Source organism: Segatella hominis, assembly GCF_019249725.2.
GTDB lineage: Bacteria > Bacteroidota > Bacteroidia > Bacteroidales > Bacteroidaceae > Prevotella.
Window position 1 is genome coordinate 1,078,841 of the sequence record NZ_CP137559.1, and the last position, 13,497, is coordinate 1,092,337.

The following is a 13,497-nucleotide window of genomic DNA, read 5'->3' on the forward strand; positions in this document are numbered from 1 at the left end:
AGTTGGAGTGCTGATGTCCACGTTGGCTTTGCCCTCCTTGATGGCCTTGATGACTGCAGCCTGAGCGCTACGGCTGGCTACGAGGTTGAACTCTGCATCGGCAATGAGGTTCTTGAACTCAGCGCCTGGCTCCCACTGAACCTTCACGTCAGTGATGTTCTGAGCGGAGAACTTGTCTGCATCCTCAGCGCCCTTGGATGAGAGGAGGATGGAGAAATCACCGAGATCGCCGAGGCGGATTTTCTTGCCTTCGAGGAGTTGCTCTCTCATGCAATCCACGGTCATGTAGAGGATGGCAGAGATGTCTGCGCGAGAATAGACGCTGCCGTGACTGGAGATGTGCTTGGCAAACTTCTCGATGGTCATCACATCAGAATACTGAGATACGGCGAAGGCATTCTTCTTCTCGGTCTTCACAAGGTTGAGGTCGGCCTGGTCGGGGTTCTTACCCTCTTTCTTAGCCTGGTTGATACGTGATTTAGCCTGGTTGATTTCAAGGAGGTTACTGTTCACTGAGCGCATGGTAATGCTGTAGTTAATCATACTTTTTGTGTGTTTTGATGGTTGATATTTCAATTCCCCAGAAGCCCCGTTTCTTGCCCTTATTTTGGTCGTCATTGATGTCTGGCGCCTTACATCAATCGAGATTCAAATGTGTCGTCTGTAAAGACCGACTTTCGGTGCAAGAGAAGCTTTCTTTCGATTGCTGGTGCAAAGGTACAACAATTCTGAGCCGAAAACAAGAATATGGCCAAAAAAGTTAGAAATAACTCTGTAAGTAGCTGATTTATAACTATATACGCAAAAGCTGATTTTGCATTTCATATCCCATGGAAGACAAAAGGTGACAAAGGTGTCATTAAGGAAGGGTGTCATTAAGTGTCATTAAGAAAAATGAAAGTGTCATTTTGGGCTATAGTATAATATATAAATATTTATATATTATACTATAGAGGATTTTTGCGCCCCCCGAAACCTTAATGACACTTAATGACACCCTCTCTTAATGACACCCAAAGCTATCAATTTATTATTTATACGCGTTAAAAAATGTAATATTATAAAATATTTTACGATGTTTTAGTACCTTTGTAACAATCATTCGGACAATCTACTAAAGTAAACTGCCACAGGATGAAAAATAATAATAAACTATTAACTTAAAGAATAATATGGCTAAATTTGCTGACTACTATATAAAATACAAGCATGAGTTTGCCCCCTATGACTGGGAGGACAGACAGAAGCATCTTGCGACTCTATTCCAAGAAGACAAAGATATTGTTTTCGGTGAAGGAGAAGCAAGCGAAGAACAGGCAAAGAAGGGAATCCCTTATGACAAAGTGTATAATCATCGCGTCTATCATCTGGAGAGCAATCCCAACATCATCGTGATGCAGTTTGCCAATTCTATTGACATCCCCATAGAAATCAAGTATGAGAATTCTATCGCCAAGACTGAACCTTCCTGCTTTGTCATCATCGACAACCGGGAGGGGATGAGAACGATAGCCATACAGAACCGCCGCAAGGCCTTTTCGGCTCCTAAGCGAGTGGCAGAAATTCTGACACGAGAGATCAATAAAGTGCTCTTTTGTGAATATTGTTATGACCTGGAGATATTGCCAAAATATTATCCCGAAGATCTGGTTGAAGCATGGGAGAAGTTACAAGATAATACCAGAAAGATGTTCTTTGGTAATCCTAATATGAGCAAAGAGGAATTGCTGGAAAGGGTGGAAGAGCTCAAGCAGAAGAAAAAGGGATATTTTGATGATTCGCTGATTCCTGCACTTTTACAAGTGGCTTTTGCTGCCAAAGAGGACAAACATAATTTGAGAATGGAAGTAAGTTGTGAAGAAAAACTTACCTGTGCCAGTCTGAATGAAACTTCTACATATATGAAAAATATGCTCACCCTGGCAAGTGCCTCCCATACGCCCGTAGAACTGGTGACAAAGGATGGTGCTACCTACCGGTGCTTTGTGGAATCGGATGAGGAAAATACCGATAAAATTATACATAAGCAATTGGACGCCCAGCTTCTGGAAATGCTTTTCAAGGGAAAGAAAAGAAACGGTGAGAAGGTAGAGCACGATGATATCATGAAGGGAGAAGCGGCCATCGTTGAGATGCTGAACGGGATGAAAAATACCTCTGTGGATGATTAAGCAATATGAACCAACAACCTACTATCAGGCAGAAAAATTATGATCATACATTTGGACAAGGAACAGGTGAGGCAGGAGAGAAGACGCTTGCTTTCGGATGACGTTTTCGTTATCTTCCATGATGCACTCAGGCAGTTTTGTCGTGAGGGCTACACTGCGCTTACCCCTGCCGAAATATATCTTTCTGCCAAGTCATTTGCCAGCGATGTATTGCAATTACCGGATATTCTGGAGGGGATAGAAGACGAGATGGATGACATCCAGGACGATGCTGCTAATGAGGATGAAGCCATGCTGGTGCTCATGGTGGCTTCTGCCGTGATTTTCGCAGCTGGCAAGACCTATGAGCATCTGGATGTCAAAGCCATCATTATGACTATTTATAAACGTTTGAATGACCATCCTCTCTTCTTCCAACTGCTCGAAATATGCGCCCGAAAAGAGGAGAAGAAATGGATGGAGGGTAAGCGGACCAATCTGCTGACTTGTGAACTGAATGTCATGAAAGCCGACGGTACTAAAGCCTCTGATGTCAAGGATTTTCTCCATCACTTTCTGCAGCAGGTCTGTGAATATCCACCTGATACCATCGAGAAGGTGCTCATCCCCCTGCACGATCTGAATAGGCAGTATGAGGGGGAATTAGATAAGGAGGTGGATCTGTTGAGGCGAAAATTAGGGGTAAACACCCCAGCTCCGTCGACTCCGTCTTCCTTTATGGTAAAGGAGGGGAAAGCCACCACTGTCATTACCATGATCAGAGATTACCAGTCGGGCAAATCAAAACCTAAAGATCTGGCCATGCCTGTGAGGGCGGCTATGGATGCTGGCGTTATCAGAAGGCCTACCTTCAACGAATATAAGGCTATTGACGGATTAGCTATAATGACGAAGACGACTTTTACTGATTATATGAATCCTGACAACAAACCATACGAAAAAGATATGGCTTATCGGGAAATGGTAAACGGCTTCTCGAGGATTGTTTGAAACACATTAAATGGGATAAAAAAAAGATCTGTTTACGGTCATTTTCGGTCATTTCCGGTCGTCCGGGAATGACCGATTTTATTTTCAGGCACTTACACTACTTTATCTTATCTTTGCACTCGGATTTGAGAACTGTACATTCTCATTTCCGAGTGTTTTCATTTTAAATAGCATCTATTCTTATAGTACCTATTTATATAATAACAACCTGAGCGGAGGTGGGGAACCTCACAACGTGATTGAAGATGGCCATCGGTAATCCACGGCTTCTCTCGCAAACCGATCAGGAATGATGGCAGATAATCATCAAAACAAACAAACGGCATTGGGCATTGCCTATACTGCCGTAGTGAGACTGGGCTATACGCACAGCAGACTGGTAAAGCTCGACATGAGCGTAAACTATCCCACGCTGAGAAACATCAGAGACGGGAAAGCACTGAAGAAAGCGACGGAACGATTCTATCTGAAACTATTCTTCGACTTGATCAATAGGGAATACGAGCAGAGAATGGCGAGCGGTGGCGATGGAACCAAGAGTCTGCTTGTCGTGATGAAAGACATCCTGGAAGCTGAACTGAAATAGACTGAAAACTGGCTGAAAATAGACCCTCTAAAGAAAAGTGGTGAAAAGATGAGGGGGGATTCTTACACTAAGTATTCCAGCGCATGGAAAGACTCACTATCTTTGCAACAGCTTTCAGCAAGATCGGAGCTGCTAACTAAGGAGCCTTGAAAGGAAGGCGAGGTCTTGTTTCTTTGATTATGAATACAATGATTCTAAGAGTTGTTAAGCAGGGCGAGCCTTTCACTGTACAGAGTCAGAAGAGTGAGAATGGCCAGATAATGAAGTGCAACATCGTGTTGCAGGAGTTGGGCGGCAAGTACGAAAACCAATATGCTGCAGCCATGCTGGGTAATGCTGCTCAATGCAAATTCTATCCTGGGGATTTGGTGGTGGCTACACTCAGATTCACGGCAAGAGAGTATAATGGGCAGGTGTATCAGGACATCCTCGTGACGGACATTGAAAAGGTAAAAAAGTAAAAAGGTAAAAAGGTAAAAAGAGCTTCGCAGGGAAAGACTTGCGCTGGTTCTGTAACAAAATTATTAATCTGAGTTGGGACGGACGGAGGATTTTCTTAAGTAAAGCGCGCAACATTCCAGATGTTTCTCCTCGAAAATTTCAATTCAGACATGAAGAAAAATAATGCTAAAAAGGGCAACCAGAAAAACAATGGTTACAATCAGTTCCAACAGAATAATGGCTGCCAGCACGTGCAGTTGGGTGGTGTGGCTTTCTATGATGAGAGCAAGTGTTTTCTCTTTGCGCCCAACCAACAGGGAGTGAGAAATCAAGTACCGGCATTCCGTACGCAGGGCATTGCCCAGCAGTTGACGGATGGCACTTTCGACTTCATAATGAAACCAAGAATCCGTTCGCAGGCTCAACTCATCAGAAAGTTGGCTCACGGACGTCTGAGCAAAACCAAAGATGGGGCTATCCAGCTCACGCTGAAGGTGTTCTGCGACGAGGGTATCAATATCGGCAGCACACTCGTTAAAGAGTCTGAAGAGGCTGCGGATGCTTTGGTAGATTATCAGTTGAAGCGATAGAAAATCTTTTAATAATGTAAAAAAACATATCAATGAGCTGTTATTTGATCAGGGTGGAGAACGGGCACAAGGTGGCCCGCTCCATCACTTCGGAAGAGGAGTATAAAATGCTGCGTGGAAGCAATGAGCAGAAGGCTAATCTGCGACTGGCTCGCGCTGGAAACGATGCGGCGAAACGCCGTCTGATACAATTTAATTATTCCGGACATTATCCACAGGGCGTGGTGAAAGGCATGAAACTGCCAGGCCAGGCTTTCGGATTTGATCTCGACGACAAAGAGGCTTTCGAGAAGGCTGCTGAACTGCTGCTCAAGGAGCCTGAGAAATATGGACTGCTGATGCTGGAACGTAGTGCAAGACAAGGTGGTCACGCCGTCTGCAAGCGAGAAATGGGTAAGACTATACTGGAAAACCAAGTACGCATCGCCACGATGCTGAAATGCGAAATGGACACGTCGGCACACGACATCAACCGGGTTTATTTCACCTCATCCGCCGAACCGGACGACTTGCTTTTCCTCTCTCCCGAACTCTTTCAGGATGCTTACGATGAAGCTGCCGTGGCGGCTGAAAGCAAGGTGTTGGAGGAGCGAGAGAAGTATGGACAGGAAGAACTTCCTGAGGGGGCTCACAAGGCGAATAAGCATTACAAACCTTGGGAAAATACGACAAAGAATGCAGATATTAACGGAATGCTCAAGACGGGGGTTGAGGCGAATGACGGGGAAAATAATGGCGAGAAATCAGAAGTAGCTGAAGCGGCAGGAACATCACAGACCTCGGCTGGAAAGAATCAATCTCCAATTCCAGTCCCTTCGAATCTCCAGTATCTCGGAATCCCATATTCTGAAATCATCTCGAAATGGTGGCAGATGTATAATGACGGTCAGGAACCGGTTCGTTCCAACCGCAACACACTGACTTTCGAGCTCGCCGTAAACCTGCGCCACATCTGTGGTTTCGACCGCAATATGATGGCTCAGATCATCCCCTGCTACGATGGCTTCCCTGAGCAGGAGAAGATGGCTTGCATCAACTCAGCGCTCAACGAGAAAATTACCCAAATGCCTAAGCGACTGAAGGATGTGCTTGCTGCGCTGCGACAGGAAAAGTTGAAACAGATGGCGCAGAATGGCACTTCTGCCCATGAGGACGAGGTGCTGATCAATGCACTTGACGAGGCTAATGCGCAGGACGAACTGTTCTATTACAATGCCCTGCCCAAAATGCCACAAGGTGTGCGCGACTCCATCAATGCCGTAGGACCAGCCTTAGCAATGCCCGTCATTACCGCCATCTGCCCCGTCATCGGAATGCTCGCCACAGGCGTGAAGGTGAGCGTGCACGGCAAGATGAACACGCTGAACCTCATCTCCTACATCGCTGGTGATTTCGCTTCGGGCAAAGGCAGCATCGACCCCGTAATCAATGCCTGGACAAAAGAAGTGAAAGATATGGACAAAATGTATCAGCAGAAAGAGGACGAATGGAGAGCCAAGAAGCGAGCAGCAAAGAACAAGAAGGATCAGCCCGAAGAGCCTAAACTGCCCGTAAGATGTCTCACGCTGAACAATACCGTGGCCAATCTGGCTGAACGACTGGCCAACACCGACGGCAAGCACGCTTTCTCATTTACTCCGGAAGCTGACACCGTGGCGCAGAAGTGGAAATCGGCTATGAGCGACTTCTCCGTGATGCTCCGACAGGCTTACGACGGAACGTGCTATGAGCGTGAGGCAAGGAGCGCAGATGCGGTGAATGTCCACATAGACAGACTGTTATGGAACGTAGTGATGTGTGGAACACCTGATGCGCTTTATCGAGTGGTCAACAATTATACGGATGGTTTTCAGAGCCGTATCACCGTGGCGAGAACGCCTGACAATACGTTTACTCCGCTCACAGAAAATCTGTATGTGCTCAATGAGCGTCAGCGAGAGCGCATAGTACAGATAGCTCATCTGCTACCCCTGATGGAGGGCGAAATTGTGCTACCCAAGTTGGAGACTAAAGGTAGGGAATGGCTGGAAGAAATACGACTGGAGACCATAAAGAATGATGACAAAGTAAAGGCTCGTCAGGGCTTCCGCATCTGTCCTACAACGATGAGAATGATGACCTGCATCATGCTCTGCAAGGTAGCAGAATCTCTGATTCAGAAGCACGGATTTGCGGGTGCAGAGAAGTTGCTGAAGCAGAATCCTCAGCAGTGGAAGGAATCGATTGTAAAGATGCAGACACCTACCATGTTAGGAGTTTTCAATGTGCTGGCAGATTATCAGTTGGACAATGCGCTCTACTTCTTCCGCTCTCGCATCGAGAATGCTTTCTCATCCAAGGATTATTGCGGGCAGTCGCCTTACGACCGCAGTCGCAGAGGAAAAAACGACTCTATCTTCGAGCGTCTGGACGTTACCTTCTCCTTCGAACAGGCGCAGCAGCAGAGCATTGCCGTGAAGGGGGCGAACGCTACCTATCAGTCAGTAAAGCAAATGCTGAAAAACTGGAAACGGCAGGGTCTGATCTGTCTGTTGCCCGATAAACGTTATCAGAAAACATCGCCAACAGTATGAGAAAGATGATAAAATGAGAAAGGTTTTTTAATGAGAAATTAGAAATGAGAAATTAGAAATGAGGAGGAATGAGAAGAGGGGAAGAAAGAGAAAGGAGGAGAAAGAGAGAAGAATGAGTAAGGGAAAGGGGAAGGGGAATGAAGCTATAAGGTGTCATTAAGGACGGGTGTCATTAAGTGTCATTAAGGTTTTATCCTCCATTTCTCATTTCTAATTTAATAAAATATCATCATTATGAACATCATTATATATCGCCGTCGCTTCACTCCCTGGAGTGTGGACGGAACCATGATCATCAATGGTGGGACTTTCTGTCGAACCATTGAGCATCCCAAGAATTATCTGCTTGCTAACAGTTACAAAATCGTACTTGTACCTGTCAAGATAGAAAACGGGACAGAGGAATTCAAAACCCTGCCAGTCATCTTTGGCGCAGACGACCGAGTTCCCCCAAAAGTAGTACAAAAGCCTTTCATTACGCCTGGCTTAGGTCCGTTCAGACTGAAATATGGAAGCATCATCATAGGCAAGCCTCTGATTACAGGTTTAATGGCTTATTCGGAGGAATACTTTCAGGAGTTTTTAGAAAGAGTGAACGTGGCTTTGAAGAACAAGGAGAAAGTCTCTCTGCTAATACGAGACTGGGGCAGCGAAGATATTCCCCAAGAGGATCCATCGTCATCAGAAGAATCTCAGACATTCTCTGAAGCATCTCTGCCTTTTTCAGAAGCGTCTCAATCTCTATCAGAAGCGTCTGTAAATCCGGAGTCTGTTCAGTAAATCAATTAGTAGATCAATATTTAAATTTATTTTCATCATGCGTAAAATCAAGGAAATCATCATTCATTGTAGCGCGACCAAGGAAGGTCGTGATTACACCGTAGCCGACATCGACCGCTGGCATCGAGATCGTGGCTTTTTCTGCATCGGCTATCATTTTGTAATTTATCGTGACGGAAGCATCCACGTGGGCCGTTCTGTAGAAGAAGTAGGCGCCCACTGCAGAGGTCACAATCTTGTGAGCATCGGTATCTGCTACATCGGCGGTTTGTCGAAGAACGGCAAGCCTAAAGACACCCGTACGCCCCAGCAGAAGGCTGCCATGAAATCCCTCATCGAACAGTTGAAGGAGGAATATCCCGGGGCTACTATCCACGGGCACAACGAGTTCGCCAGCAAGGCTTGTCCTTGTTTCGACGTGAAGGAAGAATTTGGCTAAACTGATGGGTATTATAATAGGGAACGCACTGCGTTCCCTATTATAATTATCTATTACTTTCCGATGCAACATGTGGATGTTGCTGATAGTTAAGCTTTTATCTTTTAAACGGTACAACTACCCTTTTTACAAGTGCAGAGAAAATGAACAACAAATGTAATCTGCTTATTCTCAACCTGTTAGCGATGAAGTTGTACCGTTCCTTTTAGCCTTTTTTGTAAGATTCTGGAAAGAAATGCAATGCATTGTTTCTCAGCCTCTTCCGTTTCTTGTGTTACAGAACGCTTATCTGGTTGCAAAGATACAGATTTATATTGGATTAGAGCAAACTATTATCTTAAAAAATATTATTTCACAGTTGCTTTTTGGATAACGTCTTTGACACTGTTACGAAATGCCTACTGCCACCATTCAAGAGTGTAGAACAAAGTAAGCTCCGTCATGCCTGTCTCTCCAAGAAGAAAACCTTTGTAGAGCAAACCAATCACTCACCAAATGACTATGAGAAAGTGGCTTCTGACTCTATTGTTAAAGTACCATTGCAAACTATACATGAACCAGAGGTTATTTGGAACGACAATAGTGACAAACAAGATGAACGGCTTCGATAATAAGCCTGTATTGATGAAATAACACAAGGAATAAAATAATCTTGAAATCTCATGCAAGTTTTTGATTCCTTTTGCGTTTATTGAATAGATATAACCCTTTAATATCAAGAAGCGTATGAAAATTAGAATGATTTTTTTGATGACAATGCTCAGCATCGTTTCTTTTACAGGTTGTGATATGACTGAGGAACCTAGCGGACCAGTTACAGTTATAGACTATGAGTTCGATAGGACTTATATTATTAACAACGATGGATGCTGTGTGCTTAAAGGATTAAAGCCCGTAAGTGCTGCTGACATTGAAAATAAGGTAAAGGGCTATGGATGGAAAGTCATAGGCATGTATAAAGTGCAGGATAACGGCAGACTTTCACAAACAGACTACCGCAAGACAGTTTATGGCGGTGGATATATGGATTATTGGTTTGAGTCAGACGGTCATCTGATAGGTTTCCACCATGGCGATACCGATGGTAAGTTCTATAACAAAACAGAATGGTTTTATGATGCTGTGGCAGGATTCATCATGCGCGGTTCGGCAAGTCAAAGTATGCAAAGCCGCTATATGCAAGTTTTACTCCTCACAAAAACAGAGTCAAATTATTTGCAAATGCACACCATGCAGAAACTGGGCGATGCAACCGATGAGAATGGAAATCTGAAACCATTCTACGGCATGGTGATTTATCAGCGCATGACGGACAACGAACTTGAGGCAACCAAGAAAGCTTATGGTTACGATGCAAACGTAAACTATACGATAGACTCTGAACATAACAATAATAATATAGTCTCGCCGTTATATAATAAAAACAATAGTAATGAAAAAGATATCAATGGTCATTGTGGCTATTTCAGCCATGATTAGTTTAAGCGGATGCTATGAGGATCCTACTTATGTGGATTCTTACTTCCAGCGTCAAAGTGTAATTGAGGAGCTGAGAAATGCAAATTAAAAATTGCATTCAAACAGTCAATTATAATTATATTTTCACACATATATAAACATTAAAAATTACGAATTATGAAAAAAATCAAAACAAGAATCGGGATTCTCGTCATTTTGTTAACAGTATTTACAATGTTTGCAAGCTGTTTAAATGATGACGATGAACCCAAAGACAAGCAGAAGACTGTAACTCTATATGTTTCTGCCACAACAGGAGAACGTACCGGTATGACGGGTACACCACACGAATGTATGTTGATAAAAGAAAAGGGAGAAAAGACTTTGGAGCCATGCGAGTTCAACGGAATTAAAGGCTTTACATACGAGAAAGGATACGAGTACGAACTTTTGGCTACGAAGACCATATATGCCAATCCACCAGCAGATGGATCAAGCTATGACTATACTCTTATAAAAGTGGTGTCAAAAATGGCAAAGGGAAATGAGTAGTAGAGAGTTTTAATTGTATCAAATCAAACAATGAAAAATAAAACATCTATAATGATTGTAGTTTGGGGAATAGCGGTATTATGTACACTATTCTTGAGTTCATGCAAGCGACCAGAGGTCTTAGACAATAGTACTCTTGTAAATAGCGCAAGAAACGTGGCTTTGACCTTTGGTCCTGCGTATGTTCCATTTTTTAAAGAGGCTAACGTATCGGATGTTCAAGTTTTCCAAAAGGAGGATTATGGGGACAGCTTTCCTGAAATTAAAAAACAGATAGGAAGAAAGTACTATACTGTAACTTTTACATATGATAGTACTGCCGTTAAATTTGATTTTGGATTTGCAGCAAGAGTCAGAATATGGAAAGATACAGGGGAACCATTAGATGTTATATTTGGTAATGGTTGGGGAAGAAATTTTCTATTTAAAACCTTTGTAGAGCAAACCAATCACTCACCAAATGACTATGAGAAAGTGGCTTCTGACTCTATTGTTAAAGTACCATTGCAAACTGTACATGAACCAGAGAGTATTTGGAATTCCAATGCTGACAACAAACAAGACAGCCTATCAACGAGAGACTTTCTAACAAATACAGAGAAAGAGAAAATAAAAGAATTGGCTTCACAAGTTCCAGACAGCATAAGAAATCGTTTTGCAAGTTTAGTGGATAAATGGAATTTTGCAATAGACCATAATCCTAAGACGCGATATAGTGCAAGCACATATTCATATGCAAAATTGCCTGAGTTCATTCCTCTCAAATCAATGGGAAAACAAATACTTCCATTAATTATGGAACGAATGATAAACCCTTCCGATTTTTATTTTCTTGTTCTTTATGAAGCTGTTCTGGAAGGAAATGAAACGAATGACGATTCTAAGTTTAGCAAAAGCGAACAAATCAGAGCTATAAGGTGTGTAAAAAAATGGCTGGAAAAACAATAATAGGCAGGTTCTTCTATTATAATTGAATCTACATCATTTCTCCTGTGCCGCAGAATATATAAGATGTAGCAAATGCAATAACCAAACTTGCCTATCGGTGATTTGTTCCTCCGTAGTCGGACAATTAAGATGGAAAGAACATATAAAAAAGCATAAAAAAGTTTCTGATTTTTCCCGTAAGCAAATTAGATTTTATATCTTTGCGCAAAATTAGAAACAATGACAGAACTATTGAGTATATTATATAAGCTGCGGATATTCACTTCGGATGAACTTTCTGAGGCTCTGAAAGACAAGGTGAAGGCGGTGGAGGCGTTGCTTGCTCGGTACAAGCAACAAGGGTGGATTGTAGCTATACGGCGCAATACCTATTGCATGAAGGATATTGCGTCGGGTTTACCTGTTTGCGACAAGTATGAGATAGGAAGCCACTTGTCACCTACAGCTTGCATCAGTTATCATACAGCATTGGAGTTTCATGGATTGGCTCATCAACCCTTCAATGAGGTTTTTGTGAAAAGCATGACTCGCTTCAATCCCTTTTCTTTCGACGATGTGGATTATACCTATTGCCGACAAACAAAGGAAATCGTTGGTATGATGACACCCAAGGGAAACCCTTATGTGCGAGTAACGGATGTGGAGAGTACGTTGTTGGATTGCTTTGACCGCATCGACCGAGCTGGGGGTATTGAGGAATTGCTGCATTGCATGGAGGGTATCGTCTTGCTCAATGAGGAAAGGCTCATCGATTATCTCGCAAGGTACGACAAGGCATTCCTGTACCAGAAGACAGGCTATCTGTTGGAGCGAATCAAGGAACAAGCCAACATCTCAGAATCCCTCTTGGAGCTGTGCCGAGCCAAGGGAACCAAAAGCGTCAAGTGGTTGACTAACAACGAAGAGTCGGATACATTTGTAAATAAATGGCGCATGTATGTGCCGCAAGAACTAACATCAAAGGAAGAATATGAACTCATATAACAAACAAGCTCTTGACATCATCGCCAAGGAGCAAGGCTTTATTCGCGACAACCTCGAAAAGGTGATGCGACTGGTGGAGATACTCAACTATTTCCATGACAGTCCTTTGCTGTCTAAATCTCTTGTGCTGAAAGGTGGCACAGCCATCAATCTCACCGTTTTCCAACTGCCAAGACTCTCGGTAGATATAGACCTTGACTTTACGGTGGATTGCGACCGAGAATCCATGCTCTCCATTCGCCAAGAAGTGAATAACGAGATTCTACGCTATATGGAGTCGGAGGGTTATCATCTTGCACCTGGCTCCAAGACACCGCATACGCTTGACTCATGGGTGTTTCATTATACCAATGCCGCAGGCAACAACGATGGCATCAAGATAGAAATCAACTATTCCGACCGTTGCCATATCCAGCCTGCCATAGAGACTCATGTGTCCATTCCGTTTCTGAGCGATGTGAAGGTACGTTCTCTTTCACCTGTCGAATTGTTTGCCACCAAGATAAACGCCTTGATAGGTAGAAGTGCTGCACGTGACATTTATGATGTCTATAACATGGTGAAGCATCAACTATTCGTGAGCGATGAAGAGAAAACGTTGCTGAGAAAAGCGACCGTCTTTTATCTGACTGTTGGCTCAAGCAGAAAAGACAACGCTACGCCTACGGAATATACTGACTTTCCGCAGATAGACAAGATCCGTTTTCCGCAGATTCGTTCGCAACTCTTGCCTGTGCTTAGGCGCAGTGAGCATTTTGACTTTGAAAAAGCCAAGACAGAAGTGAAAGACTTTCTCTCAAAGCTATTGGTTCTGACAGAATCAGAGAAAGAATACGTGCGGGAATTCAATGACAAGAAGTATATTCCAGAATTGCTGTTCGAGGATAAAGAGATGGTCAATAGAATCAAATTTCATCCTATGGCTTTGTGGAAGACAAGGAGTCGTTGAATGTTTTTTCTGTAAATTTTGAAAAAAGTTGTTGTT

At 43.3% G+C, this 13,497-nt stretch carries 14 protein-coding genes and 1 pseudogene; 14 read left to right on the forward strand and 1 reads right to left on the reverse strand.

Features of this window, described 5'->3' with window-relative positions; translation table 11 throughout:
• Positions 1 to 9: 9 nt before the first annotated feature.
• A pseudogene (locus KUA50_RS04320) lies at positions 10 to 543 on the reverse strand (HU family DNA-binding protein); the annotation flags it as partial.
• Positions 544 to 1,172: 629 nt separating this feature from the next.
• Here KUA50_RS04320 and KUA50_RS04325 point away from each other — a divergent pair.
• The 14 genes from KUA50_RS04325 to KUA50_RS04390 all read left to right on the forward strand — a co-directional run bounded on the left by KUA50_RS04325 (position 1,173) and on the right by KUA50_RS04390 (position 13,461).
• On the forward strand, positions 1,173 to 2,171 hold the full coding sequence (locus KUA50_RS04325) for a hypothetical protein (protein WP_218456889.1): 999 nt from the start codon (positions 1,173 to 1,175) through the stop codon (positions 2,169 to 2,171).
• Between the two features lie 39 nt (positions 2,172 to 2,210).
• Positions 2,211 to 3,161, forward strand: a complete 951-nt coding sequence (locus KUA50_RS04330) for a hypothetical protein (protein ID WP_218456890.1) — start codon at positions 2,211 to 2,213, stop codon at positions 3,159 to 3,161.
• 289 nt (positions 3,162 to 3,450) lie between these two features.
• Positions 3,451 to 3,747 (forward strand): hypothetical protein, encoded by a 297-nt coding sequence (locus KUA50_RS04335; RefSeq protein WP_218456891.1) that lies wholly within the window; start codon positions 3,451 to 3,453, stop codon positions 3,745 to 3,747.
• Between the two features lie 179 nt (positions 3,748 to 3,926).
• Positions 3,927 to 4,208, forward strand: coding sequence for a DUF3127 domain-containing protein (locus KUA50_RS04340; protein ID WP_218456892.1), 282 nt, complete (start codon positions 3,927 to 3,929; stop codon positions 4,206 to 4,208).
• Positions 4,209 to 4,358: 150 nt separating this feature from the next.
• The gene (locus KUA50_RS04345) at positions 4,359 to 4,778 is read left to right on the forward strand and encodes a hypothetical protein (RefSeq protein ID WP_218456893.1); all 420 of its coding nucleotides are present in this window, start codon (positions 4,359 to 4,361) and stop codon (positions 4,776 to 4,778) included.
• 32 nt (positions 4,779 to 4,810) lie between these two features.
• Complete coding sequence (locus KUA50_RS04350; RefSeq protein WP_218456894.1) at positions 4,811 to 7,351, forward strand: DUF3987 domain-containing protein; 2,541 nt, start codon at positions 4,811 to 4,813, stop codon at positions 7,349 to 7,351.
• 234 nt (positions 7,352 to 7,585) lie between these two features.
• On the forward strand, positions 7,586 to 8,131 hold the full coding sequence (locus tag KUA50_RS04355; RefSeq protein WP_218456895.1) for a hypothetical protein: 546 nt from the start codon (positions 7,586 to 7,588) through the stop codon (positions 8,129 to 8,131).
• A gap of 37 nt (positions 8,132 to 8,168) precedes the next feature.
• Positions 8,169 to 8,570, forward strand: coding sequence for an N-acetylmuramoyl-L-alanine amidase (locus KUA50_RS04360; protein WP_218456896.1), 402 nt, complete (start codon positions 8,169 to 8,171; stop codon positions 8,568 to 8,570).
• Between the two features lie 365 nt (positions 8,571 to 8,935).
• On the forward strand, positions 8,936 to 9,181 hold the full coding sequence (locus KUA50_RS04365) for a hypothetical protein (RefSeq protein WP_218456897.1): 246 nt from the start codon (positions 8,936 to 8,938) through the stop codon (positions 9,179 to 9,181).
• Positions 9,182 to 9,296: 115 nt separating this feature from the next.
• Positions 9,297 to 10,049, forward strand: coding sequence for a hypothetical protein (locus KUA50_RS04370; protein ID WP_151202118.1), 753 nt, complete (start codon positions 9,297 to 9,299; stop codon positions 10,047 to 10,049).
• A gap of 213 nt (positions 10,050 to 10,262) precedes the next feature.
• A complete protein-coding gene (locus tag KUA50_RS04375; RefSeq protein WP_218456898.1) occupies positions 10,263 to 10,580 on the forward strand; it encodes a DUF4377 domain-containing protein in 318 nt (105 codons plus the stop codon).
• A 30-nt stretch (positions 10,581 to 10,610) separates the two neighbouring features.
• Positions 10,611 to 11,528: a hypothetical protein gene (locus tag KUA50_RS04380; protein WP_296978864.1), complete on the forward strand. Its 918-nt coding sequence runs from the start codon at positions 10,611 to 10,613 to the stop codon at positions 11,526 to 11,528.
• Between the two features lie 219 nt (positions 11,529 to 11,747).
• Positions 11,748 to 12,512, forward strand: a complete 765-nt coding sequence (locus KUA50_RS04385) for a type IV toxin-antitoxin system AbiEi family antitoxin domain-containing protein (RefSeq protein ID WP_217326988.1) — start codon at positions 11,748 to 11,750, stop codon at positions 12,510 to 12,512.
• Positions 12,499 to 13,461, forward strand: coding sequence for a nucleotidyl transferase AbiEii/AbiGii toxin family protein (locus KUA50_RS04390; RefSeq protein ID WP_217326989.1), 963 nt, complete (start codon positions 12,499 to 12,501; stop codon positions 13,459 to 13,461). The genes KUA50_RS04385 and KUA50_RS04390 overlap by 14 nt, the downstream gene beginning before the upstream one ends.
• The last annotated feature ends 36 nt before the right edge of the window (positions 13,462 to 13,497 follow it).